The sequence below is a fragment of the Mycobacterium sp. NGS56 genome, from assembly GCF_059812425.1.
The window spans coordinates 522,907-546,520 of the sequence record NZ_JCALCQ010000001.1; the positions used below are offsets into that span (position 1 = coordinate 522,907).

23 protein-coding genes are annotated in these 23,614 nt (G+C 67.4%); 9 read left to right on the plus strand and 14 right to left on the minus strand.

The annotated features are described in order from the left end of the window. Nucleotides 1–43: 43 nt before the first annotated feature. The 3 genes from AC5Y4F_RS02435 to mca are packed head-to-tail and all read right to left on the minus strand — an operon-like array spanning nucleotide 44 to nucleotide 3,223. Complete coding sequence (locus AC5Y4F_RS02435) at nucleotides 44–2,059, minus strand: thioredoxin domain-containing protein (RefSeq protein ID WP_499994961.1); 2,016 nt, start codon at nucleotides 2,057–2,059, stop codon at nucleotides 44–46. Next, on the minus strand, nucleotides 2,046–2,354 hold the full coding sequence (locus AC5Y4F_RS02440) for a hypothetical protein (protein ID WP_067935034.1): 309 nt from the start codon (nucleotides 2,352–2,354) through the stop codon (nucleotides 2,046–2,048). The genes AC5Y4F_RS02435 and AC5Y4F_RS02440 overlap by 14 nt, the downstream gene beginning before the upstream one ends. Next, nucleotides 2,351–3,223: a mycothiol conjugate amidase Mca gene (gene mca / locus AC5Y4F_RS02445; protein ID WP_067935032.1), complete on the minus strand. Its 873-nt coding sequence runs from the start codon at nucleotides 3,221–3,223 to the stop codon at nucleotides 2,351–2,353. Before mca ends, AC5Y4F_RS02440 begins: the two co-directional genes overlap by 4 nt. A 111-nt stretch (nucleotides 3,224–3,334) precedes the next feature. Here mca and AC5Y4F_RS02450 point away from each other — a divergent pair, with 111 nt between their 5' ends. Beyond that, entirely contained in the window at nucleotides 3,335–3,769 is a 435-nt protein-coding gene (locus tag AC5Y4F_RS02450; RefSeq protein WP_067935030.1) for a DUF4307 domain-containing protein, read from the plus strand. Nucleotides 3,770–3,990: 221 nt separating this feature from the next. Continuing rightward, a complete protein-coding gene (greA, locus tag AC5Y4F_RS02455) occupies nucleotides 3,991–4,485 on the plus strand; it encodes a transcription elongation factor GreA (RefSeq protein WP_067935029.1) in 495 nt (164 codons plus the stop codon). A gap of 161 nt (nucleotides 4,486–4,646) precedes the next feature. On the opposite strand, the gene AC5Y4F_RS02460 is transcribed toward greA, so the two are convergent. The 4 genes from AC5Y4F_RS02460 to AC5Y4F_RS02475 all read right to left on the minus strand — a co-directional run bounded on the left by AC5Y4F_RS02460 (nucleotide 4,647) and on the right by AC5Y4F_RS02475 (nucleotide 9,182). Then, a complete protein-coding gene (locus AC5Y4F_RS02460) occupies nucleotides 4,647–5,813 on the minus strand; it encodes a cystathionine gamma-synthase (protein WP_499994964.1) in 1,167 nt (388 codons plus the stop codon). A gap of 11 nt (nucleotides 5,814–5,824) precedes the next feature. After that, a complete protein-coding gene (locus tag AC5Y4F_RS02465; RefSeq protein ID WP_499994966.1) occupies nucleotides 5,825–6,562 on the minus strand; it encodes an RDD family protein in 738 nt (245 codons plus the stop codon). Between the two features lie 88 nt (nucleotides 6,563–6,650). After that, entirely contained in the window at nucleotides 6,651–8,057 is a 1,407-nt protein-coding gene (locus tag AC5Y4F_RS02470; RefSeq protein WP_499994968.1) for a cystathionine beta-synthase, read from the minus strand. Nucleotides 8,058–8,114: 57 nt separating this feature from the next. Continuing rightward, entirely contained in the window at nucleotides 8,115–9,182 is a 1,068-nt protein-coding gene (locus tag AC5Y4F_RS02475; RefSeq protein WP_067935023.1) for an alpha/beta hydrolase, read from the minus strand. 243 nt (nucleotides 9,183–9,425) lie between these two features. Between AC5Y4F_RS02475 and AC5Y4F_RS02480 the strand changes: the two genes are divergently transcribed. Further along, complete coding sequence (locus AC5Y4F_RS02480) at nucleotides 9,426–10,388, plus strand: SGNH/GDSL hydrolase family protein (RefSeq protein WP_156750072.1); 963 nt, start codon at nucleotides 9,426–9,428, stop codon at nucleotides 10,386–10,388. A 93-nt stretch (nucleotides 10,389–10,481) separates the two neighbouring features. Then, the gene (locus tag AC5Y4F_RS02485) at nucleotides 10,482–11,699 is read left to right on the plus strand and encodes an acetyl-CoA C-acetyltransferase (protein WP_067935020.1); all 1,218 of its coding nucleotides are present in this window, start codon (nucleotides 10,482–10,484) and stop codon (nucleotides 11,697–11,699) included. Nucleotides 11,700–11,891: 192 nt separating this feature from the next. On the opposite strand, the gene AC5Y4F_RS02490 is transcribed toward AC5Y4F_RS02485, so the two are convergent. Beyond that, nucleotides 11,892–12,743: a Bax inhibitor-1/YccA family protein gene (locus tag AC5Y4F_RS02490; protein ID WP_067935018.1), complete on the minus strand. Its 852-nt coding sequence runs from the start codon at nucleotides 12,741–12,743 to the stop codon at nucleotides 11,892–11,894. A gap of 215 nt (nucleotides 12,744–12,958) precedes the next feature. Here AC5Y4F_RS02490 and AC5Y4F_RS02495 point away from each other — a divergent pair, with 215 nt between their 5' ends. From AC5Y4F_RS02495 to AC5Y4F_RS02505, 3 genes are read left to right on the plus strand one after another with little or no spacing between them, the layout of a single operon-like run. Further along, on the plus strand, nucleotides 12,959–13,996 hold the full coding sequence (locus tag AC5Y4F_RS02495; protein ID WP_499994970.1) for an enoyl-CoA hydratase/isomerase family protein: 1,038 nt from the start codon (nucleotides 12,959–12,961) through the stop codon (nucleotides 13,994–13,996). 13 nt (nucleotides 13,997–14,009) lie between these two features. Further along, on the plus strand, nucleotides 14,010–14,792 hold the full coding sequence (locus AC5Y4F_RS02500) for an enoyl-CoA hydratase (protein ID WP_067935016.1): 783 nt from the start codon (nucleotides 14,010–14,012) through the stop codon (nucleotides 14,790–14,792). A gap of 9 nt (nucleotides 14,793–14,801) precedes the next feature. Next, nucleotides 14,802–16,583 carry an alpha/beta hydrolase gene (locus tag AC5Y4F_RS02505; RefSeq protein ID WP_067935014.1) on the plus strand — a complete coding sequence of 594 codons (1,782 nt, stop codon included), beginning with the start codon at nucleotides 14,802–14,804 and terminating at the stop codon, nucleotides 16,581–16,583. Nucleotide 16,584: 1 nt separating this feature from the next. Here AC5Y4F_RS02505 and AC5Y4F_RS02510 read toward each other — a convergent pair whose 3' ends face one another. Continuing rightward, a complete protein-coding gene (locus AC5Y4F_RS02510; RefSeq protein WP_067935013.1) occupies nucleotides 16,585–17,016 on the minus strand; it encodes a rhodanese-like domain-containing protein in 432 nt (143 codons plus the stop codon). After that, nucleotides 17,016–17,636, minus strand: coding sequence for a cysteine dioxygenase (locus AC5Y4F_RS02515; RefSeq protein WP_499995755.1), 621 nt, complete (start codon nucleotides 17,634–17,636; stop codon nucleotides 17,016–17,018). Before AC5Y4F_RS02515 ends, AC5Y4F_RS02510 begins: the two co-directional genes overlap by 1 nt. 121 nt (nucleotides 17,637–17,757) lie before the next feature. On the opposite strand from AC5Y4F_RS02515, the gene AC5Y4F_RS02520 reads away from it, so the two are divergent. Both AC5Y4F_RS02520 and AC5Y4F_RS02525 read left to right on the plus strand, forming a co-directional pair. After that, nucleotides 17,758–18,201 carry a lipoprotein LpqV gene (locus AC5Y4F_RS02520; protein ID WP_499994975.1) on the plus strand — a complete coding sequence of 148 codons (444 nt, stop codon included), beginning with the start codon at nucleotides 17,758–17,760 and terminating at the stop codon, nucleotides 18,199–18,201. A gap of 100 nt (nucleotides 18,202–18,301) precedes the next feature. Further along, nucleotides 18,302–19,372, plus strand: coding sequence for a patatin-like phospholipase family protein (locus AC5Y4F_RS02525; protein ID WP_197520576.1), 1,071 nt, complete (start codon nucleotides 18,302–18,304; stop codon nucleotides 19,370–19,372). Between the two features lie 30 nt (nucleotides 19,373–19,402). On the opposite strand, the gene AC5Y4F_RS02530 is transcribed toward AC5Y4F_RS02525, so the two are convergent. The 4 genes from AC5Y4F_RS02530 to AC5Y4F_RS02545 are packed head-to-tail and all read right to left on the minus strand — an operon-like array spanning nucleotide 19,403 to nucleotide 23,355. Continuing rightward, a complete protein-coding gene (locus AC5Y4F_RS02530; protein ID WP_499994976.1) occupies nucleotides 19,403–20,275 on the minus strand; it encodes a patatin-like phospholipase family protein in 873 nt (290 codons plus the stop codon). Between the two features lie 24 nt (nucleotides 20,276–20,299). Beyond that, entirely contained in the window at nucleotides 20,300–21,190 is an 891-nt protein-coding gene (locus tag AC5Y4F_RS02535) for a class II glutamine amidotransferase (protein ID WP_499994978.1), read from the minus strand. A 25-nt stretch (nucleotides 21,191–21,215) separates the two neighbouring features. Then, a complete protein-coding gene (locus AC5Y4F_RS02540; RefSeq protein WP_067935004.1) occupies nucleotides 21,216–21,689 on the minus strand; it encodes an SRPBCC family protein in 474 nt (157 codons plus the stop codon). 40 nt (nucleotides 21,690–21,729) lie between these two features. Then, nucleotides 21,730–23,355, minus strand: a complete 1,626-nt coding sequence (locus tag AC5Y4F_RS02545; protein ID WP_499994979.1) for a long-chain fatty acid--CoA ligase — start codon at nucleotides 23,353–23,355, stop codon at nucleotides 21,730–21,732. Nucleotides 23,356–23,614 lie beyond the last annotated feature (259 nt).

Here is a 23,614-nt window from a genome sequence, read left to right on the forward strand (position 1 = left end):
CCAGCGCGGCGTAGCCGGGCGCAGCGGGTCTCTCCCATCGGCTTCAGTGATCCGCAACGCCCAGGGCGGCGGCCAGTTCGGTTGCGCCGGTCACCGGCAGGTCGCAGATCCGGCCGCGGCACACGTAGGCAGCGTCGGCGCCGTCCACTCGGGGCCGGCCGGCGAGCAGCATCGACGAATCGACCTCGCCGCCCACGACGATCGCCCCGCCCGGTGCCAGGCGTCGCGCGTCGGCCAGCAGGGTGGAAGCCGCCGGGTCGCAGGCAACCGCGATCTGCAGCGGTCCGCGCACCGCAGCTTCGGCGACGGCCAGCCAATGCCCGGCCGACCGCGGCGCGCGTTCCAGCAGCACCGAGTGCGCGGCGAGCGATTCGGTGACCGCGCGCAGATAGCGCCCGGCACGGTCACCGTCGACCAGGTGCGCGGCCGTCAGCAGCGCCTCGGTGATCGAGGACGCCCCCGACGGAGTGGCGCCGTCCAGCGGGTCTGCCGGCCGCAGCACCAACCGCTCGGCATCGTCGGCGGTGTCGAACCAGCGGCCGGGTTGCGCCCGATCGGCGAAATGCGCCAGCGCGGTGTCCAGCAGACCAGTTGCCGCAGTCAGCCAGATCGCCTCGGCGGTCAGCTGATACAGCGCGAGAAGCCCGGTGGCCAGCATCGCGTAGTCCTCGAGGATGGCGGCGCTGTCGCCGACCACACCGCCCAGGCTGGCGCGCCGCAACCGGCCATCGACGACATGCAGATTTAGCAACGCGTGCGCGCAGCGCCGTGCGGCTTCGGCCAGTTCGGGCTCGTCCAACGCCACGCTGGCCTCGGCCAACGCGGTGATCGCCAGCCCGTTCCATGACGAGACGACCTTGTCGTCGCGTCCGGGCTGCATTCGAGTGAGCCGGGCAGCTAGTAGCGCGCTCCGCACCCGGTCCAGCCGCTGCGGATCCCCGGCATCGGCAGGCAGCTGCAGCACCGAGGTGCCGTGCTCGAACGTGCCGCTCTGGGTGACCGCGAAAATGCTTGCCGCCCAACGGCCGTCGTCGGGGCCGAGCACCTCGTTCAGCTGTGCCGGCGTCCAGACATAGGTCGAGCCCTCGCGCCCGTCGGCGTCGGCGTCCAGCGACGAGGTGAACATTTCACGATCGGCCAGATCGTCCAGCAGGAACCGGGCGGTCTGGGCGCTGACCCGGCGCGCCAGCGGGTCACCGGTACGCCGCGCCCAATGCGCGTAGGCACGCAGCAGCAGCGCGTTGTCGTACAGCATCTTCTCGAAATGCGGTACTACCCAAGCATTGTCGACGCTGTATCGGGCGAAGCCACCGCCGAGTTGGTCGTAGATGCCACCCCGCGCCATCGCTTCGGCGGTGTGCGATACGGCCGCAAGAGCCGTCGGCGAGCCGGTGCGCTCGAAGTGGCGCAGCAGCGCCTCGAGCAACGCCGACGGCGGGAATTTGGGCGCACCGCCGAACCCGCCGTGCACCGCGTCGCGCTCCTGCAGCAGCGTGGCGACGGCGTGGTCGCACAACTCCGGCGCCACCGAGTGGCCGCCACCGGGCAGACCGGACGCGTGCTTGCGTAGCTCGCCGGCGATATGGTCGGAGGCTTCCTCCACCTCACCACGGCGCTCGCGCCAGGTCGCGGATACGGCCGAAAGTAGTTGCAGGAAGCCTTCTTTCGGATAGTAGGTGCCACAGAAGAAGGGCCGGCCGTCCGGTGTGAGGAAACACGTCATCGGCCAGCCGCCATGCCCGTTGAGGGCGACAGTGGCGTTCATGTACACCGCGTCGATGTCCGGGCGTTCCTCGCGGTCGACCTTGATGCAGACGAATCCCGCGTTCATGGCGGCGGCCACTTCATCGTCTTCGAATGATTCGTGGGCCATGACGTGGCACCAGTGGCAGGCAGCGTAACCGACGGACAGCAGGATGGGCACGTCGCGGGCGGCGGCGCCTGCCAGCGCCTCGGGGGTCCACTGCTGCCAATGCACCGGATTGTCGGCGTGCTGCCGCAGATACGGGCTGGTCGCCAGCCCAAGAGTATTCGTCGAAGCGGGGTCAGCCGGGCTCATCGCCGGGTCCCGGGGTTCGCGGCGAGCCGTTCCCCTCATCCCGGGCGCTGCCCGGGTCGACCGCGTCGGTGCCTTCGTCGGCGGCCTGGTCCGGTTCGGGATGCTTGGGATCGAACGTGTCCGGCACCTTCTTCAGCTGCCGGTTCATCGAACGCAGCAGAAACAGTGTGCTGATCAACAGCAATACGACGATCAACAGCCCGATCGGGCTGGCCTTGCCGAAATCGGGGCCGGTGTGCCGGGGCGGGCCGTCGGCAAGCCAGCCGGCGGCGATTACGAGATACAGGTGACTCACTCGTCGCTCTCGATTCCGGCGAACAGGTCGTCCTCGGGCAGCCGGACCGGAACCCGCGAACGCGCCAGTTCGAATTCCTCAGTGGGCCAAAGCCGTTGTTGCCATTCGATGGGAGCGGCAAAAAAGTCGTGCTCGGGATCGATCTGCGTGGTGTGCGCCCGCAGCGCGTCGTCGCGTTGGCTGAAATACGCCGAGCACTCGACGCGCGTGGTGACCCGGGACTCGAACGGATCGTGTTTGGCGTCCCAGTGTTCGAGCCACTTCTTGAACGGGGGTTCGTGACCGTGCTTGATGGCTTCATCGTGCAGCAACTGCATCCGGGCGCGCAGGAAACCGTGGTTGTAATACAGCTTGGACACCGTCCACGGTTCGCCGGCATCGGCGAAGCGCAGATAATCGCCCGCCGCCTCGAACGCGCCGACCGAAACCTGATGGCAGCGAATGTGATCGGGGTGGGGATAGCCACCGTGTTCGTCGTACGTGGTCATGACGTGCGGGCGGAACTCGCGGACCACGCGAACCAGCGCCTCGACTGACTCCTCGAGCGGCACCAGCGCGAAACAGCCCTCCGGCAACGGCGGCAGCGGGTCCCCCTGGGGTAGCCCGGAGTCGACGAAACCCAGCCAGGTGTGTTCCACGCCCAGTATCTCGGCGGCCTTGGCCATCTCGTCACGGCGTATTTCGGCGATGTGTCCGCGCACCTCGGGCAGGTCCATCGCCGGGTTGAGGATGTCGCCGCGCTCACCACCGGTCAACGTCACCACCAGCACTCGGTGGCCTTCGTCGGCGTAGCGGGCCAGCGTGGCCGCGCCCTTACTGGACTCGTCGTCGGGGTGGGCGTGCACCGCCATTAACCGCAACTCGCTCACATGCCCTTTCGTCAGCCTGGTGGTCGCCCGGTCTGACCCTATAATTCCAGTTTCGAGTTCGCTGCATGCTGTCGGCCGGTGCCGGGCAACCGAGAACAGGCATAACCAGGTATGACCGAAACCCCTATTCCGCGTCCGGAGGCCCGCTACGGGCGTTCCCGGCTGTCGCGTATCCCGCGGCGGTGGGTGATTGTCGCGCTCGGCGCGCTGGTAGTCGTAGCCGGCCTCGTCGTTGCTTTCATCGGTTATCACCGGTTCGGTACCAGTGACGTCAGGGGGACGATGGTCGGCTATCGCGTGATCGACGACCAGACGGCGTCGATAACGATCAGCGTGACGCGATCGGATCCGTCGAGGCCGGTGGACTGCATCGTGCGGGTCCGCTCGCGGGACGGCGGCGAGACGGGCCGGCGAGAGCTACTGGTCCCACCGTCCGACGCCGCCACCGTGCAGGTAACCACGACGGTGAAATCCTTCGAACCGCCGCTGGTGGCCGACATCTATGGCTGCGGCACCGATGTGCCCGCCTACCTGCGCCCGGCGTGACCCCCTAATCCGCGATCGAACTGCGTATATGGGGTCATCAACTGTTTGCGCGGTGGTAACATGAATGAATACACGGTTCCGGTTGGGACCGTGTTGCTGCATTAGCGGCCGTGAGCAAACGGAGCGGCAGCACACGGGACGGGACCCGCACACGTCGGGAGCGGCGGAGCTAACAGGACTCAACGCGAACTCGCGGAACAACATACGAGGAGCACGACGAGATGACGGACACTTCCGTGACCTGGCTTACCCAGGAGTCACACGACCGACTCAAGGCCGAGCTCGATCAGTTGATTGCGAACCGTCCGGTCATCGCCGCGGAGATCAACGACCGCCGCGAAGAAGGCGACCTGCGCGAAAACGGTGGCTACCACGCCGCACGCGAAGAGCAGGGTCAGCAGGAGGCGCGCATCCGCCAGCTGCAGGACCTGCTGAACAACGCGAAGGTCGGCGAGGCGCCCAAGCAGTCCGGCGTCGCGCTGCCGGGCTCGGTGGTGAAGGTCTGCTACAACGGCGACGAGTCCGACACCGAGACCTTCCTGATCGCCACCCGCCAGGAGGGCGTCAACGACGGCAAGCTCGAGGTCTACTCGCCGAACTCACCCCTGGGCGGCGCCCTGATCGATGCCAAGGTGGGCGAGACCCGCAGCTACACGGTGCCCAACGGCAACACGGTCGAGGTGAAGCTGCTCAGCGCCGAGCCCTACCACTCCTGACCAGACGGCGGCGACCCGCTTCGCCCGGCACCACCGCGCTCGCGATCGCCACTAACCCAACGGCGGCGACCCGCTTCGCCCGGCACCACCGCGCTCGCGATCGCCACTAACCCAACGGCGGCGACCCGCTTCGCCCGGCACCACCGCGTTCGCGATCGCCACTAAGCGAGGGCCTGATCGAGATCGGCCAGCAGGTCGGCGATGTCCTCGATGCCGACCGACAGGCGCACCAGATCGTCGGGAACTTCCAATTGCGACCCGGCCGTCGAGGCATGTGTCATGGCGCTGGGATGCTCGATCAGCGACTCGACCCCACCCAGCGATTCCGCCAGGATGAACACCCTGGTTTTAGCGCACAGATCGCGGGCGGCGTCACGGCCGCCGCGCATGCGCACCGACAGCATGCCGCCGAAGCCACGCATCTGCCGTGCGGCGATCTCATGTCCGGGGTGTGCGGGCAGACCGGGGTAGAGCACCGTGCTCACCGCGGGGTGTTCCGCGAGGAATTCCGCTACGGCCGAACCGTTTTCGCTGTGCCGCTGCATGCGCAGCACCAGCGTCTTGAGTCCGCGCATCGTCAGGTACGCATCGAAGGGGCCCGGCACCGCGCCGGCCCCGTTCTGCAGGAAGGCGAACGCCTCGTCTAGCTTCTGGTCGTTGGTGACCAGCGCACCGCCCACGACGTCGGAGTGACCGCCGATGTATTTAGTGGTGGAGTGCAGCACGATGTCGGCGCCCAACGTCAGGGGCTGCTGCAGCGCGGGCGAGGCAAAAGTATTGTCCACCAACACCTTCGCCGAACTCCGCTTGCCCAGTTCGGCCAGGGCTGCGATGTCGGCGATGGACAGCAGCGGATTGGTCGGGGTTTCGGCCCAGATCAGCTGGGTTCGCGGCGTGATGGCGGCGGCGACGGCGTCCAAATCGTGCAGCGCCACCGGTGTGTACTCGACGTTCCACTGGGTGAAGACCTTATCGATCAACCGGAACGTGCCGCCGTACGCATCATTCGGGATCACCACGTGGTCACCCGGTCGCAGCACCGCACGCAGCGCACAGTCAGTAGCGGCCATGCCCGAACCGAAGGCACGACCGTAGGCGCCGTCTTCGACGGCGGCCAGCGCCGATTCGAGTGCGGCCCGGGTCGGATTGCCGGTGCGTGCGTATTCGAACCCGCCGCGCAGGGAGCCGACGCCATCCTGGGCGAAGGTGCTGCTGGCGTAGATCGGGGGGTTCACCGCGCCGGTCGCCGGGTCCGGCCGGTAGCCGGCGTGAATCGCTTTGGTGGCCAGTCCGGTGAATTCCGGATGTCCGTTGGGATCGTCGCTCATCGACGATCAGCCTAGGTGACGGACGGCCCCTCGGCGCCGTCGATCGGCAAGCACACCGTCGTCATGATCTTGTCCGCCAGCGTTTGACGCTTCGAATCCCACAGCGGGAAAAGAAAACCGATGAAGCAGATGATCGCGTCGACGAAGTGCGCCAGCGACCGCACCACCGACATGCCGAAGCCGATGGGCTGGCCCGTGATTTCGCTGACCACCTTGATTTTGAGCACCGATTTGCCGACGCTCGAGCCCGTGGTGCCCTGACGGTAGCCGTAATTCCAGATCAGATAGAACAGTCCGATCATCGACGCCAGCCACTGCGCCACCATGCCGGCGGTCGAGTTCTGGGTGGCGCAGTACTGGTTGACGGAGTATTGCGTGACATCGGTGATGCAGGCGGTCTGTTGGGTGGCGACCAGGATCGCGGTGCCGATGCCATGCACCACGACGTACGGGAGGATGTCGATGATGAATGCCAGCGCGCGGGTGAGCCACGGCGTGTAGTGCTCCGTCGGCAGGGTGCGGATCGCCGGTCCGGGTGGTGGCGGCGCGTATCCCCCGGCCGACGGCGGGGGTGGTGGGTAGGACCCACCGGGCGGCGGGGGCGGGGGCGGCGGATAGGACCCGCCCGCGGGCGGCTGCGGAGGCGGTGGGATTTCCTGTTCAGCCGAAAGCGGCTGCTGCCCACCCGATGGTCCGGGTGGCGAGGGCGGTGACGGGTAAGCGCCGCCGGGCGGCGGTTGATCGGTCATGGGCAACCTTTCCACTCGCGTCCAGCTGAACTAGGCCGAAACAGTACCGGAGCGTGTCGCGGCCGGGCGAGAAGCGCGGCACCGCGAACTACCGGCGCCCGGAAAGCCCCCGAGGACCCTCAGAGAGGAAACCCAGCAAGTCATAGCGGGTGATCACGCCCACCGGTTTGCCTTCCTCGACCACCATCAATGCGTCCCAATCGCGCAGGGCCTTGCCGGCCGCGCTGACGGACTCACCTGCGCCGATCATCGGCAACGGCGGGCTCATGTGTTGCGCGACCGCGTCGGCCAGTTTCGCCCGGCCCTCGAAGACGGCCGACAGCAGTTCGCGTTCGGAGACGCTGCCGGCCACCTCTCCCGCCATTACCGGCGGCTCGGCACCGACCACCGGCATCTGGGACACCCCGTACTCGCGCAGGATGCCGATCGCGTCGCGCACGGTCTCGGACGGATGGGTGTGCACCAGGTCGGGCAGTTCACCGGACTTGCGGCGCAGCACATCGCCGACCCTGGATTGGTCGGTCGAGCCGTCGAGGCGGCTGCGCAGGAACCCGTACGACGACATCCAGGCGTCGTTGAAGATCTTCGACATGTAGCCCCGCCCGCCATCGGGCAGCAATACCACCACAATGGAGTCGGGCCCGGCCTGCTCGGCGACCTTGAGCGCGGCGACCACCGCCATCCCGCACGACCCGCCGACCAGCATCGCCTCCTCGCGGGCCAGCCGCCGGGTCATGTCGAAGGAGTCGGAGTCGGAGACGGCGATGATCTCGTCGGGCACCGTGCGGTCGTATGCCTGCGGCCAGAAGTCCTCACCGACGCCCTCCACCAGGTAGGGCCGGCCGGTGCCGCCGGAATACACCGACCCCTCGGGGTCTGCGCCGATGATGCGCACCGCTCCGTCGGACACCTCCTTGAGGTAGCGGCCCGCGCCGGTGATCGTTCCGCCGGTGCCGATGCCGGCGACGAAATGGGTGACCTTGCCGTCGGTGTCGGCCCAGACCTCCGGGCCGGTGGTCGCGTAGTGGCTGGCCGGGCCTTCGGGGTTGGCGTATTGGTCGGGCTTCCAGGCGCCGTCGATCTCGGTGACCAACCGGTCGGAGACGCTGTAGTAGCTGTCGGGATGCTCGGGCGGCACGGCGGTTGGGCAGACGACGACCTCCGCGCCGTACGCGATCAGCACGTTGCGCTTATCCTCGCTGACCTTGTCGGGGCAGACGAACACGCACTTGTAGCCGCGGTGCTGGGCGACGAGGGCCAGACCGACGCCGGTGTTGCCCGAGGTGGGTTCGACGATGGTGCCGCCGGGCCGCAGCTGTCCGCTGGCTTCGGCGGCGTCGATCATCTTCACCGCGATGCGGTCCTTCGAGCTGCCACCGGGATTGAGGTATTCGACCTTGGCCACCACCGTCCCGGCACCGTCGGGGACGACGGAGTTCAGCCGCACCAGCGGCGTGCCGCCGATGAGGTCACTGATGTGCTGCGCGATCCGCATGCGTTCATCGTCTCAGGCGGTTTTGCGCGGCGCACAACTACTCAGGAGTTTGCGCGCCTACTCCGTCGCCTCGCGGATGTAGTCGCCGATCTGCCGCAGCGAGCGCACGGCCTCGGGCACCATCGGCGCGGCCAGCTGGAAGTCATGGATCTGTCCGGGCCATACCCGCACCTCGGCCGGCACGCCCACCGCGGCCAGCTTGCTCGCCGCCAGCCGCGCGTCGTGCAACAGCACCTCCGAGCCCGACACATGGATCAACGTGCGCGGCAGCCCCGGCTTGATGTGATCCAGCGGTTCGTAGATCTCTTCGGGCTTCCCTGCGACGATGTTCTTCTTGGCCGCGCTGGCCACCAGTTCGGCGAGCGCGTCGAACGCCCCGGCCGTGAACATCGCATCCGTCTCGATGTTGGGGTGAGCCTGCTTGGGTTCTTTGGCCAGCTGCAGCAGGGGCGAGATCGCCACCAGCGCGGCGGGATCCTCACCCTCCTCCTGCAGGCGTTGGGCCAAGGTGAGCGCCAGGTAGCCGCCCGCGGAGTCACCGGCCAGCACGATCTGGTCGGGTTCGTATCCGCGCCGCCGCAGCCACCGGTATGCGTCGTGGCAGTCGTCGAGCGCCATCCCGACCGAATTCTTCGGCAGCAGACGGTAATTGACCACCAGGATGGGCGAGTCGGCGAACTTGGAGAGGGCTTCAACGATCCGGCCGTGGGAGTTCGCCCCACAAGTCAGGAATGCGCCGCCGTGGAGGTAGACGATCACGCGGCGCGTGCCGTCGGCCGGCAGCACCCCGGGCGCGCGTACCAGCTGCGCCGACGCATTGGGCAGGTTTACCGTCTCGCGGACGGTGGCCGAAGCCGGGATCAGCAGCCGGGCCGTCAGATCGATGAGACCCCAGGGCCATGGCAGGTTGGGTACGTGACTGCCCACGGACAGGATCGGCCGGATGGTCAGCCGCGAGGTGAGGTTCGCCAGGCGCGCGGCGACGCTGGGCCCGGATTCCAGAACCTCGACCGGGGCTCCGTCGCTGATCGCGAATTTGCGCGTCTGGGCTCGACGCGCTCTGAGGACGTCATGGGGCCGAACGGTATTTGCCGATAACCCCGATTCCCTACTAGCTGCGGTCATGCTCAACACTTCCTACGCCTTTGTAGTGCGATACAGCATGTGGCGAGGAGACCAAGCGTCTGCTTCAGCGGTTTGCCAGAGCGCTCAGCCAACCCCTTGCCATCAGCTTGACAGGCGATGCTTAGTACAACGTATGAAATAGCTGATTTGATACCAGTTTTGCTTCGCACCGTGATCAGTTCGTTTTCCAGCCGTCCGCGCAAACTCTTAAGTCGCACTAAACTTGACGGCGTGACCATGCGTGTGCCACGTCGTTCGGCGATCGCTCTGGCCACAGCAGGCGCGCTGGCCTCGACAGGAACCGCCTACCTGGGGGCACGCAGTCTGTTGGTCGGCCAGGCCACCCACGCGCGCACGATCATTCCCAAGTCATGGGACATCCCGCCCCGCGCTGACGGCGTGTACGCGCCCGGCGGCGGCCCGGTGGAACGGTGGCGCCGCGGCATGGCAGTCGACCAGCACCTGATGATCTTCGGTGACTCGACCGCCGCCGGATACGGCTGCATGAGCGCCGACGAAGTGCCCGGGGTACGGATCGCCCGGGGCCTGGCCGAGCAGACCGGAAAGCGAATCCGGTTGAGCACCAAGGCGATCGTGGGCGCCACCTCCAAGGGCGTGTGCGGTCAGGTCGACGCGATGTTCGTCGCCGGCCCGCCGCCGGACCTGGCGGTGATCATGGTCGGCGCCAACGACGTGACCGCCCTCAACGGCATCACCCAGTCGGCGCAGCGGCTGGGGTCGACCGTCCGCAAGTTGCGCGCCCGCGGCGCCGTGGTGATCGTCGGCACTTGCCCGGACCTCGGGTTCATCAGCGCGATTCCGCAGCCGTTGCGGTCGCTGGCGCACGAGCGCTGCCTGCAGCTTGCCCGTGCCCAGACCGCGACGGTTCGATCGGCCGGCGGTGTGCCGGTGCCGTTGGCACAGCTGATGGCGCCGCAATTCCGCGCCACCCCCGAAGCGATGTTCTCCGCCGACGGCTTCCACCCCGCAGCGCCCGCCTACGCGCTCGCGGCCGACGCGCTGCTGCTCGCCCTCTGCGATGCGCTGGGCGAAAAGGTGGAGCGGCCGCCGCTTAGTTCGACAGTGCCCGCGGCGGCACCGGTGCTCGGTCGGCAGCACACCCGCACCAGCGTGATGTCGCTGCTGTGGCGGCGCCCGGTGCCCGGACCTGCCCCGTCTTCGTGCCCCGAGGTCGGCAGCGACTAGATTTGTTCTCGCCCGTCGGGGTGGACCTACCGCCCGACCGTGAAGCGAGCCAGCCCCGTCTGTGGGATTTGCAGGGATCTGAAGGGAACCACCATGCCTGAAGCCGTCATCGTCTCAACTGCTCGCTCGCCGATCGGCCGCGCGATGAAGGGGTCGCTGGTCAACATGCGTCCCGACGACCTGACCGTGCAGATCGTGCGGGCCGCCCTCGACAAGGTGCCCGCCCTGAACCCGCATCAGATCGACGACCTAATGCTGGGCTGTGGCCAGCCGGGCGGGGAGTCCGGATTCAATCTGGCGCGGGTCGTCGCCGTCGAACTCGGCTTCGACTTCCTCCCGGGCACCACCGTCAACCGGTATTGCTCGTCGTCGCTGCAGACCTCACGGATGGCGTTCCACGCGATCAAGGCCGGCGAGGGCGACGCCTTCATCTCGGCGGGTGTGGAAACCGTGTCCCGGTTCGCCAAGGGCAGCGCAGACTCTTGGCCGGACACCAAGAACCCGCTGTTCGACGAGGCCCAGGAGCGGTCAGCGGCCGCGGCCGAAGGCGCCGAGGAGTGGCACGATCCCCGCGCGGACGACAACCTCCCCGACGTCTACATCGCCATGGGGCAGACGGCCGAAAACGTGGCGTTGCTGACCGGCATCAGCCGCGAAGACCAGGATCACTGGGGGGTGCGCAGCCAGAATCGCGCCGAGGAAGCGATCAAGAGCGGGTTCTTCGAGCGCGAGATCACGCCGGTGACCTTGCCCGACGGCACCACCGTGAGCACCGACGACGGTCCGCGTCCCGGCACCACCTACGAGAAGATCAGCCAGCTCAAGCCGGTGTTCCGGCCCAACGGCACGGTGACCGCGGGCAACGCGTGCCCGCTCAACGATGGGGCCGCCGCGGTGGTGATCACCAGCGACACGAAGGCCAAGGAACTGGGCCTGACCCCGCTGGCGCGCATCGTGTCCACCGGGGTCAGCGGCCTGTCACCGGAGATCATGGGTCTCGGCCCGATCGAAGCGACCAAGAAGGCGCTGGCGCGCGCCAAGCTGTCGGTCAGCGATATCGACCTGTTCGAGATCAACGAGGCGTTCGCCGTCCAGGTGCTGGGTTCGGCACGCGAGCTGGGCATCGACGAGGACAAGCTGAACGTGTCCGGCGGTGCGATCGCGCTGGGACATCCGTTCGGTATGACCGGTGCACGCATCGCCACCACGCTGCTCAATAACCTGCAGACGCACGACAAGACGCTCGGTCTGGAGACCATGTGCGTCGGCGGCGGCCAGGGCATGGCGATGGTGATCGAGCGGCTGAGCTAGCCGCGCGTCGAGTGTGAAGCGTTGGCGCCGGGTGTGAAGCGTTGGCGCCGGGTGTGAAGCGTTGGCGCCGACACGCCGCACGTGCACGCAGCAGTTTCACACCCGACGCCGCCAGCTCACACTCATGCGGCCTTACCGAAGACACGAAAAACCGGCACGCAATGAGCGTGCCGGTTTTTCTCTGTGGCAGAGCTAGTCGTTCTGCAGATAACTCAGCAGACGCAGGATCTCGATGTACAGCCATACCAGCGTCACGGTCAGGCCCAGCGCGATGCCCCAAGCCGCCTTCTCCGGCGCGCCGGCGCGGACCATCTGGTCGGCCGCATCGAAGTCGATCAGGAAGCTGAACGCGGCGATCCCGATGCACACCAGCGAGAAGATGATCGCCACCGTGCCGCCGCTACGCAGACCCAGGCCGGTGCCGCCGTTGACGTGGAACATCGCCAACACGAAGTTGCCGAGCATCAACGCCAGCACGCCGAACATCGCGGCGACCAGCATGCGGGTGAACTTGGGCGTCACTCGGATGGCCCCAGTCTTGTAGACGACGAGCATGCCGAAGAACACCCCGAAGGTGCCCAGCACCGCCTCACCGATCAGCGCCCCGGCGTTGGCGTTCGACACCGAGAAGTTGGCGAAGACGAAAGAGATGGCGCCCAGTACCATGCCCTCGAGCACGGCGTAGCTCAACACGATGCCCGGGTTGTCCTGCTTACGGCCGAAGGTGGCGACCAGCACAAGAGCCAGGCCGCCCAGGCCACCGACCAGGGCCAGCGGCATGGCCAGCGCCACATCGCGGGCCACCAGGAAGTAGGAGACCACGGCGGAGATCGCCAGCACGGCCAGCGTGATGCCGGTCTTGGTGACGACGTCGTCGATGGTCAGCGGGCGCGAAGCTTTGGCCTCCTGATACGGGGCCTGGTAGGGAGCCGCGTACGGGTCGGCCCCATAGCCCTGCATCGGGGGCGCGCCAGTGCCGAATTGCGCGTATCCGCCCCTCTGCTTCGGCAGCGAACGAAATACCGGGTTGCTTGTTTCCCGCACCGTCGGATCCTCTCTAATCGGCTTCGAGCTGTGCGAACACAATCTCAACGATCGGCGTTACACCGAGGTTCCCAGCGGACCTGGGCGTTTTCCGGGTGCATACAGCCTTCGCCGTTGTCGTCGCGTCAAAGATAACCCTTACCCGCGGGTGCCGCGCCGGTCGTGACGATCTAGATTTCTTCCTCGGGGCCGGACCGGCGATGAAAGGCGAGGGCGTGAGCGAGGAATCCGATGAGGTTCTGACCGAAGTCGAGGGAAACGTCGGCTTGATCACGCTCAACCGGCCCAAGGCCATCAATTCGCTGAATCAGCAGATGGTTGACGCGCTGACCGCCATCCTCGCCGGCTGGGCGGACGACGACGCGGTGGGCTCGGTCGTGCTCTCCGGCGCCGGCGAACGCGGGCTGTGCGCCGGCGGCGACGTGGTCTCGATCTACCACAGCGCGCGCAAGGACGGGGTCGAGGCCCGCCGCTTCTGGCGCGACGAGTATCTGCTCAACGCGCAGATCGCCGAGTTTCCCAAGCCGTACGTGGCGCTGATGGACGGCATCGTGATGGGTGGTGGCGTCGGAGTCAGCGCGCACGCGAACACCCGGGTCGTCACCGATACCTCCAAGATCGCCATGCCCGAGGTCGGCATCGGATTCATCCCCGACGTCGGCGGCGTCTATCTGCTTTCTCGGGCTCTCGGCGGACTGGGTCTGCATGCCGCGTTGACCGGGGCGCCGTTCTCCGGAGCCGACGCCATCGCCATGGGTTTTGCCGACCACTACGTACCGCACGGGGACGTCGAGGCGTTCCGCCGCGCGGTGGTCACCGACGGCGTCGACAGGGCGATCGCCAAGTACGCCGTTGAACCGCCGCCCAGCGAGCTTGCCGCGCAACGCGAGTGGATCGACGAATGCTTCGCCGGTGACACCGTCGAGGAGATCGTCGCCGCGTTGCGCGGGCACGACGCCGGCCCGGCCGACGATGCCGCGAACCTGATCGCCACCCGCTCCCCGATCGCGCTGTCGGTGGCCCTGGAGGCGGTGCGGCGCGCGGCCAAACTCGACACACTGAAAGACGTTCTGGTGCAGGACTATCGGGTGTCTTCGGCGTCGTTGCGCTCGCACGATCTGGTGGAGGGCATCCGCGCGCAGCTGATCGACAAAGATCGCAATCCGAAGTGGTCACCGGCCCAGCTGTCCGCGGTCACGAGGGCCGACGTCGAGGCGTATTTCACCCCGGTTGACGACGACTTGAGTTTCTAGAAGGGCGGTTCGGATGACAGACACGGATTACGAGACCATCCTCGTCGAGCGTGAAGAGCGTGTCGGCATCATCACGCTGAACCGGCCGAAGGCCCTCAACGCCCTGAACACTCAGGTGATGAACGAAGTCACCCGCGCGGCAGCGGAGTTCGATGACAATCCCGGCATAGGGGCGATCATCATCACCGGCTCGGCCAAGGCGTTCGCCGCCGGCGCCGACATCAAGGAGATGGCGGAGCTGACCTTCGCCGACGCCTTCGGCGCCGACTTCTTCGCCCCGTGGAGCAAGCTCGCCGCGGTTCGCACCCCGACGATCGCCGCAGTGGCCGGGCACGCACTGGGTGGCGGCTGCGAGCTCGCCATGATGTGTGATGTGCTGATCGCCGCCGACACAGCGAAATTCGGCCAGCCCGAGATCAAACTCGGTGTGCTGCCCGGCATGGGCGGCTCCCAGCGGCTGACCCGCGCCATCGGTAAGGCCAAGGCCATGGACCTCATCCTGACCGGGCGAACCATCGGCGCCGAGGAAGCCGAACGAAGCGGTCTGGTCTCTCGAGTGGTGCCGGCCGACGACCTGCTGACCGAGGCCAAGGCCGTAGCGACCACCATTTCGCAGATGTCGCGCTCGGCGGCCAGGATGGCCAAAGAGGCCGTCAACCGCGCGTTCGAGTCCACCCTGACCGAGGGACTTCTGTACGAGCGCAGGCTATTTCACTCGACCTTCGCGACCGAGGATCAGTCCGAAGGGATGGCGGCCTTCGTCGAGAAGCGCCCGCCGAACTTCATCCACCGCTAGGACGCTTGCATGAGCGAACCGATTTCCGCGACACCCACCGAGACGGATCAACCTCCGGCGGGGGGCGTCGAGGAGGCCGAGTCGGGCGGTTCGCCGCAACCGGCAACCGCACCACGGACCGGCCGCGTGGGTCCCACCCTGCCCTGGACCGAAAAGCCTTGGTGGGTACGGCATTACACGTTCACCGGAACCACGGTCGGCCTTATCTTCATCTGGCTTTCGCTGACTCCCTCGCTGCTGCCGCGCGGCCCATCGTTCCAGGGGTTGGTCAGCGGGCTCTCCGGCGCCATCGGCTATGGGCTGGGCGTCTTTTCGGTCTGGCTGGTGCGGTTCATGCGCGAAAAGGATCACAGCCCGCCCCCGCCACGCTGGGCATGGAAGGTGCTGATCCCGATCGCCGTGGTCGGACAGGTGCTCATGGCGATCTGGTTCCACGTGTGGCAAGACGACGTGCGCGACCTGATGGGCGTCGCACATTTGAATTGGTATGACTATCCGCTGTCGGGGGTCTTGTCGCTGGTGGTGCTGTTCACCGTGGTCGAAACCGGCCAATTCATCCGCTGGCTGGTCCGCTTCCTGGTCGGTCAGGTGGACCGGTTCGTCCCGTTCCGGCTTTCGGCAACCATCGTGGTGGTCACGCTTGTGGTCATGACCGTCGCCGTCCTCAACGGTGTCGTGCTCAAGTTCGCCATGCGCACCATGAACGACACCTTCGCCTCGGCCAACAACGAGATGAGCCCCGATAGCGCGGCGCCGAAGACCCCGCTGCGCTCCGGTGGCCCCGAGTCGCTGGTGTCGTGGGAATCCCTTGGCCACCAAGGGCGCATCTTCGTCGAGGGCGGTCCGACCCTGGAGCAACTCGCCTCGTTCAACGGTGCCCCGGCCATCGAGCCGATCCGGGCCTACGCCGGGCTGGACTCGTCGAAGGGCATCACGGCGGCCGCGGAGCTGGCGGCCCGGGAACTGCAGCGCACCGGCGGGTTGCAGCGCGCCGTCGTCGCGGTGGGCACCACCACCGGCACCGGCTGGATCAACGAGGCGGAAGCCTCGGCGCTGGAGTACATGTACAACGGCAACACCGCGATCGTGAGCATGCAGTATTCGTTCCTGCCGAGCTGGCTGTCGTTCCTGGTGGACAAGGAGAACGCCCGGCACGCCGGACAGGCGCTCTTCGAGGCCGTCGACAAGCTGATCCGCCAGATGCCCGAGGCGCAGCGGCCCAAGCTCGTCGTGTTCGGGGAGAGCCTCGGATCGTTCGGGGGCGAAGCGCCGTTCTTGAGTTTGAACAATGTGCTGGCGCGCACCGACGGGGCGTTGTTCAGCGGCCCGACCTTCAAAAACACCATCTGGACCGACCTGACGTCGACCCGTGACAGCGGGTCGCCGGAGTGGTTACCGATCTACCAGGACGGTCGGTATGTCCGATTCGTCGCGCGCGCAAAGGATTTGACGCGCCCCAACGCGCCGTGGGATCACCCGCGGGTGGTCTATCTACAGCACGCTTCGGATCCGATCGCGTGGTGGACGCCGGACCTGTTGTTCAGCAAGCCCGACTGGCTGAGCGAACCGCGCGGCTATGACGTGCTGCGCCAGACGCGTTGGATTCCGGTCGTCACCTTCCTGCAGGTTTCGGCCGACATGGCCGTGGCGGTGGACGTGCCCGACGGCCATGGCCACCGCTACGTCGCCAACGTCGCCGACGGCTGGGCGGCCGTGCTGCCTCCGCCCGGCTGGACGCCCGACAAGACGGCGAAGTTGCGTCCGCTGCTGCACTCCGGCGACATGGCCTAGATCAGTGGGTGGCGGCGCCGCCGGTGTCCGCGAACGCCGGATCGACCCGGCCCCCGGCCAGCTCGCTCAGCACGCCGGCGCCGGCCAGGGCGTGATAGCCGCCGATGACGTCGGTGGCGCGGTGCAGGCCGATGTCCAACAGCGCGGCCGCCGCCAGGCTGGACGTGTAGCCCTCCGAACACAGGATCACCCATTCGACGTCATCGCCGACGGCCTCTGGCAGCCTGGCCTCGCTGGTGGGATCGCAGCGCCACTCCAGCACATTGCGTTCGATCACCAGCGCCCCGGGCACCTCACCCTCCCGAAGGCGCTGGGCCTGCGGCCGGATATCGACCAACACCGCACCGCGCCGCAGCGCGTCGGGCACTTCGACGGCGGGCAGGCGGCGATACCGGCGCCGGGCGGATCTCAAGACGACGTCGATGCGGCTCATCACGATCCTTCGGGCTGGTCGGTCAGTTCGGTGCGTTCGCGGCGCAACGTCTTGCGCTCGGTTATCCCGTAGTAGGACATCGCGGAAAGGGGCGGCGAGTAGGCGTGCACGCTCAGGGTCGGCTGCACCGGCGCGGCGCCGACGCTGGGCGCTCCCGAGACGGGCCGGGAAACGGGCACCGTGACCGGCCGCGGTGCCCAGACGACGTCATGCACCCAGCCCAACGGGAATCCGGCCTGATCGCCCGCGTCGAGTCGGCGGCGTCGCAACGCCTTACCATCCCAGCGGTACTCGTTCAGCGATCCGGAAATGACCGTCAATGCGCCCAGCGACCCGCCGTGGTCGTGCAGTTCGGTGGGCTGGCCGGGCACCCAGCTGATCAGCCAGACGTCGAGTTCCTCGTCGCCGTGGATGCGGGTGAACCAGCGCCGCGACTCGGGTATGCCGCCGTCGGGCAGCAGGTGGTCGCGGCGCCCGCTGAGCACGTCGTCGGCCGCCTGGTCGGTGGCATAGAGCAAATCGGGCACTCGCAACCGGGTGGGACCGGAGGACGGGGCGGAGGGGGTTCGCGGGCGAGGGGCAGCCGCGGTGGCGACGGGCGCGAGCCCGGCAAGGGGCAAAGTCACGGTGGGAACTTTCAAGCGAAAACGGATGGGACGAGCGGCGGCGTGTTACGGCCGACAACACTCGTAAAATCCGAAGCGCTCCATCACGGCCGCCAGTGTTGCATACATTGAAACCGTGCGCGTCAACGGTGACCGGTGCCGGCGATGGCGCGCGGTTGTTGCCGCGGCCGTCGTGCTGACGGTCATTGGGTGCTCGCACGGCGGTCACAGCGCTTCCCTGTCGTCTCCGTCGGCACGGCAATCCGGCATTCGCAACGCCCCGGGGCCGGCGCCGCCGGGGTCGGTCGGGCTGTCCCCCGCCGGCGTGACGACCAGGGTCGACGTGCCCGCGGATTCGACCGAAGAGGAGTACTACCAGGCCTGTCACGCCGCGCACGAGTGGATGGAGGCGCAACCCAAGGCCAGTGCGTCCCTGTTCGAGCCGTATCTGTCGATGCTGCAGGCGTCGCCGTCGGGAACCGCGGGCAGCTGGAATGCCCCCTGGTCGACGCTGACACCGGCCCGGCAGGCCGCCGTGATCGTCGCCGCGCGGGCGGCCGCCAACGACGAATGCGGCTAGCGCCGCCACCCCGGAATTGCGCCGCCGCGCAATTGCGATCACGGCTGAAAAAAGTGCCCGAGCCGCCCGCTGAGGGGACTCCTTCGCGCAAAATAGAGGGGTGCCTGACGAGATTCCGCGTCGATCAGAATCGACGCGGGTGGCGATCGCACTCGGCAGCGGCGGCGCCCGCGGCTACGCCCATATCGGGGTGATAGAAGCTTTGGCGTCGCGCGGCTACGACATCGTCGGCATCTCCGGTTCATCGATGGGCGCGCTGGTCGGCGGGTTGCAAGCGGCGGGGCGGCTCGACGAGTTCGCTGAGTGGGCGAAGTCACTGACCCAGCGCACCATTTTGCGGCTGCTGGACCCGTCCATCAGCGCGGCCGGTGTGATGCGGGCCGGCAAAATTTTGGACGCGGTGCGCGACATCCTGGGCCCGGTGGCGATCGAGGACCTGCCCATCCCCTACACCGCGGTCGCGACCGACCTGCTGGCGGGCAAGTCGGTGTGGTTTCAGCGCGGCCCCCTCGACGAGGCGATCCGGGCGTCGATCGCGATCCCCGGCGTGATCGCCCCGCACGCGGTCGACGGGCGGCTGCTCGCCGACGGCGGCATCCTGGATCCGTTGCCGATGGCGCCCCTGGCCGCGGTCAACGCCGACCTGACCATCGCGGTGAGCCTGTCCGGCAGCGAGGCGATCACCAACCGCGAACCGGAGCCGGGGGCGACCGTCGAGTGGTTGACCCGCATGGTGCGCAGCACCTCCGCGCTGCTCGACACAGCCGCGGCCCGTTCGCTGCTCGATCGGCCGACAGCGCGGGCGGTGCTGAGCAGACTGGGCGGGCCACCCGGCGACGCGGACAGCTGGTCGGACAACCCAGAAGACGAGCAGCCCGAAGCCGTTGACGACGCCGCCGAACTACCCGCTGTGGGAGCCGACGTGCCGAAAGTTGGCAGCTTCGAGGTGATGAACCGGACCATCGACATCGCCCAGGCAGCGCTGGCGCGCCACACGCTGGCCGTGTACCCGCCCGACCTGCATATCGAGGTGCCGCGGTCGACCTGCCGGGCCCTGGAATTCCACCGGGCGGTGGAGGTGATTGCGGCCGGGCGCGCGTTGGCGGACGAGGCGCTGGACGCCCTGGACGTCGAGGATGACCACGATGTCCCGCCGGCGATCGAGCGCTGAGTCTCGCTGAATTCGCTTGGGCGCCAAGCACTATCGCAGTCCCAGGAAGCGTGCGATGGCCGCGGCTTCGCGGCGGCCCTGCTCGCGTCCCGCCAGGGCCGACGGGATGCGACAGCCGGGGTTCAACGGGTTGGAACCGAAGGCGGCCAGCGAATCGGCATCGGCGAAGACGGCGAACGCCGCGCCCGGAAACGCGGAGACCTCGGCGGCCGGCCCGGCACCGAACGGCGACGGCGCATCGACACCTGAGGGCACCAGCACCACCGCGGTCGCGCAGTCGGCGGCCACCGCGAGGTTGACCGAGCTGGCGATCCCGCCGTCCATGTAGTGGCGGCCCGCGATCGTCACCGGCGGCCAGGCCCCGGGCACAGCGCAGCTGGCCGCGACGGCATCTACCAGGTCGACGCCGGAGTCGCGGTCGAACACGGTCAGTTCGCCGGTTTGAACGTCGATCGCGGTGAGCCGCAAGTCCCGTTCCGGCCAGTGGTGCGACGGCAAGCGACGCGCGATGACGTCGCGGCGCACCGGTGCGGGAACGGTCTTGGTGGCAAGGGCCACGGCACCGATGCGCTGTATCTGCTGGCGCGTCTTGTCCAGCGTCTTTTCATACGGCTCAGCCAGGGCAGTCAGGAACAGTTCGGTGATGGTCTCGACGTCGACCCCGGAATCGATCTCGGCCGACGACTCGGCGACTTGCCGGTCGAACAGCTCGTCCAGGGTGTGCCCGCTGCTCAGCTGCGCGGCGACGGCCGAGCCCGCCGAGGTCCCGACCAGCACGTCGGACTCGGCCAACAGCCGGGCCACCTCCGGCGACCTGTCGGCGATGCCACGCAGAACACCTGTCTCCCAGGCGATTCCCGCTATCCCACCACCGGCCAGCACCAGGGCGCGTTTGGTTGTCACACTCGTTAACTCTGCCAAACGGTGTCAGGCCAGTTGCCGGGTGTTCGGCAGGGCGTGCTGCGACTCCTCCACCGGCGAGCTCAGGTCCTCGCGACGCAGGAGATATTTGGGCGGGTCTGGCAGGATCATGCTGCGGTGGATTCGCAGATCTGCATCGACATGGAAGAGTTCACCCGCCGGCAGCAGCCGCCAGCGTGGCTCGTCGTCCATCACCTCAGTGGCGAACACCACGGAGGGCCGCTCACACAGATGCTCAGACCGGACGTGAATCCGCTTGGTGCACAAGTCGAATTCGGGGTCGCGCGAAGCCGCATCGTCGGATCGATCCAAAATATAGAGCTGATGGGTTTCCGGGTATCGCAGCGCCCACATGTCTGTGGCGGTGCTCAGCAGCACGTTCACCGCATAGATCGGAGCGTGCTCGGCGAGCCACCGCATGGCGTCGACGAGGCCGGCCGTGATGTCGCCGTCGCGCGCCCGGATCGAGGCGGTGATCAACGCGAAGACCCGCTCGGAGTCGGTGTCGCCCAACACCAGATGGTCGGTGCCGACCTCACAAAGCCGCTCGTCGATGACGTCCAATCCCTCGAGCACGCCGTTGTGCGCGAAGATCCGCCCGTCCTGCATGAACGGATGGGTGTTGCGGATGTCGAGCGATCCGGTGGTCGCGTAGCGGACGTGTGCGATCACGGTCGTGCCGGTCATCCGGTGCGCCTCGGTCGCGAATTCAGCGTCCTGCCAGGCCGCTATCGGCTCCTTGTACAGGTGCGGTTGGCCGTGCTCGTCGAAGACACCCAGGCCGGTGCCGTCCGGATTTCTTCTACTTTGTTCGGCCAGGCTGTCCGGCGCATCCAGCAGCCAGAAGGTCGCGGTGCACGCGTGCGTCCCGGCGTGCAGGCCAAACAGGCGGCACATGGCGTTTTACGCTAGCGGTCGAGGGTCAGGCCGTCAGCAGGGCCGACAGGTCACGCAGCGCCCGGCGCGCGTAGCCCTTCCACATCCTGCCCAGCAGCGGCAGCGTCCAACCCGAAAGGGCCGAGCGCGGGCGGATGTCCCAGCGCCAGGTGATCTCGGTACCGCCCTCGGCCGGGACGAAGATCCATTCGCCGATGATGTGGTCGACCAACAAGGCCATCGGGCCGGTGATTTCGGAGAGCCGGTAGCCGAAGGACCGTGGCGGGTCGACGCTGGTCAGTTCCTCGCGCATGCTGGCACCGCCAGCCAGGTGCACGACGCGGGTTTGGCCCGCCGCGTCCCAGGCGCCGGTCTGCTCGCGCACCTCGCTGATCGGCGGGAACGGTCCGTACCGGCGGTGAAAGAGCGTAGGGAGCGGGATCGGCATCGTCCGGTGAAATGCGTCCTGGACCTCGACCGGGGTGATGACGGATTGATCGACCACGAGTGAATCAGCCACTGCTATAACGCCTCTCAGCTCTGCACGCCAGTTGCCTCGGTCAGTCCCGGGCTTCGACCACCCAGTAGCCGTGCTGGCCATACCGCGCCCGGATGGCCTTCTTGTCGTACTTGCCCACGCTGGTGCGCGGAATCTCGTCGATGAAGGTCCACCGTTCGGGTAGCCACCACCGAACCACCTTGTCCGCGAGGAATTTTCGCAGGTCCTCGGCGCTCACCGACGAATGCTTGGGCACGATGACCGCCAGCGGACGTTCCTCCCAGCGCTCGTCGGGAACGCCGACGACCGCTGCCTCGATCACCTCCGGGTGGCCGATTAAGAGGTTCTCCAACTCGACCGAGGAGATCCATTCCCCACCGGATTTGATGACGTCCTTGGCGCGGTCGGTCAGGGTGACGAATCCTCGCTCGTCGATGCGGCCCACATCGCCGGTCCGTAACCAGCCGGAGTCGAACTTCGATTCGTCGCGGCCCAGGAAGTACGAGCCGGCGATCCACGGTCCGCGAACCTCGACCTCACCCACCGCGTTGCCGTCGTTGGGCAGCACCTGCCCCTCGTCGTCGACAATGCGCATCTCGACCCCGCAGACCGGCTGGCCCTGCGTCCCGCGGAATGCCCAGTGCTGGTCCTCAGGAGTACCCGGCGGGGGCCACGCCATGGTCGCCAGCGGCGACGTCTCCGTCATACCCCACAGCTGCCGGATCTGTACGTCGTGTTTTTCCTCGAAGGTGCGCATCAGCGATATCGGGACGGCCGAGCCGCCGCAGACCACCAACCGCAGCGAGGACATGTCGTGGTCGGGGTCGTCCTCGAGGTGATGCAGGACGCCGTTCCAGATGGTCGGCACCGCGCCGGTCACGGTGGGCTTCAAGTCCTCGATCATTCGGACCAGTGACGGAGGATCGAGGTGGCAATCGGGCAACACCAAGTCCGCGCCGGCCATCAGCGCCGCGTATGGCAGCCCCCAGGCATTGGCGTGGAACATCGGCACGATTGGCAGCACGCTGTCGCTGGATCCGACGCCGATACCGTTGGTGGTACACGCGGCCATGGTGTGGAGATAGCTCGAACGGTGGCTGTAGACAACGCCTTTCGGGTTACCGGTGGTGCCACTGGTGTAGCACATCGCGGCCGCGGAGTTCTCGTCGATGTGTGGCCAGTCGAAGTCGGTGGGCTCGCCGTCGAGGAGGTCGGCGTAGCGCAGCACGGTCTTACCCGATGCCTGCAGCGGCTCGGCGTCGTCACCGACCACGATCACGGTGTGCACGGTCTTGAGCTCGGGCAGCACGGGTGCGAGCAATTTGACCAGTGAGGCGTCGACGAGCACCACCTGGTCTTCGGCCTCGTTGGCGACGAAGGCGATCTGCTCGGGGAACAACCGGATGTTGAGGGTATGCAGGACGGCACCCATCGACGGCAACGCAAGGTAGGCGGTGAGATGCTCGGCGTTGTTCCACATGAACGTGCCTACCCGCTGATCACCCGTGACGCCGAGCCGGCGCAAGCCATTCGCCAGTTGTGCGGCCTGCTGGCCCAGTTCTCGGTAGGTCATGCGCCGGAAGCCGTCTTCGGTGGCCGTCGTGACGGTCCGTGCACCGTGCACCGTGCAACCGTGACGCATGATCGCGGTGATGGTCAACGGAAAGTCCTGCATCGTGCCGTCCACTAATCCACCGCCTTAGTCTCGGCGCAGCACCACATGTGCCGTCGGCCGCCTCCACCCTAAGCCTGAAATCGGCGAGAGTGTCAGCACCTGGGCAGACTGGTGGTTATTTGCGTGGATCCCGTTCGGCCGGGGCGGCTTTGGCGCCGCCGGGGGCCACTTTGGGGATCGGCACGTTCATCGAGTGTGCATCCTGGGCTTCGCGTGTGAACGTCGGGTGACGACGCGCCGACATTTGCCGCCCAAGACTCACACTGAACGC

What these genes read in the sequence shown, in the direction of transcription:
- AC5Y4F_RS02510 (WP_067935013.1), bottom strand. Translation starts at nt 17,016, where the DNA reads ATGAGCCGCATCGACGTCGTCTTGAGATCCGCCCGGCGCCGGTATCGC.
- AC5Y4F_RS02435 (WP_499994961.1), bottom strand. Translation starts at nt 2,059, where the DNA reads ATGAGCCCGGCTGACCCCGCTTCGACGAATACTCTTGGGCTGGCGACC.
- AC5Y4F_RS02485 (WP_067935020.1), top strand. Translation starts at nt 10,482, where the DNA reads ATGCCTGAAGCCGTCATCGTCTCAACTGCTCGCTCGCCGATCGGCCGC.
- AC5Y4F_RS02535 (WP_499994978.1), bottom strand. Translation starts at nt 21,190, where the DNA reads ATGTGCCGCCTGTTTGGCCTGCACGCCGGGACGCACGCGTGCACCGCG.
- AC5Y4F_RS02470 (WP_499994968.1), bottom strand. Translation starts at nt 8,057, where the DNA reads ATGCGGATCGCGCAGCACATCAGTGACCTCATCGGCGGCACGCCGCTG.
- AC5Y4F_RS02450 (WP_067935030.1), top strand. Translation starts at nt 3,335, where the DNA reads ATGACCGAAACCCCTATTCCGCGTCCGGAGGCCCGCTACGGGCGTTCC.
- AC5Y4F_RS02475 (WP_067935023.1), bottom strand. Translation starts at nt 9,182, where the DNA reads ATGACCGCAGCTAGTAGGGAATCGGGGTTATCGGCAAATACCGTTCGG.
- AC5Y4F_RS02505 (WP_067935014.1), top strand. Translation starts at nt 14,802, where the DNA reads ATGAGCGAACCGATTTCCGCGACACCCACCGAGACGGATCAACCTCCG.
- AC5Y4F_RS02460 (WP_499994964.1), bottom strand. Translation starts at nt 5,813, where the DNA reads ATGAGCGACGATCCCAACGGACATCCGGAATTCACCGGACTGGCCACC.
- AC5Y4F_RS02465 (WP_499994966.1), bottom strand. Translation starts at nt 6,562, where the DNA reads ATGACCGATCAACCGCCGCCCGGCGGCGCTTACCCGTCACCGCCCTCG.
- AC5Y4F_RS02500 (WP_067935016.1), top strand. Translation starts at nt 14,010, where the DNA reads ATGACAGACACGGATTACGAGACCATCCTCGTCGAGCGTGAAGAGCGT.
- greA (WP_067935029.1), top strand. Translation starts at nt 3,991, where the DNA reads ATGACGGACACTTCCGTGACCTGGCTTACCCAGGAGTCACACGACCGA.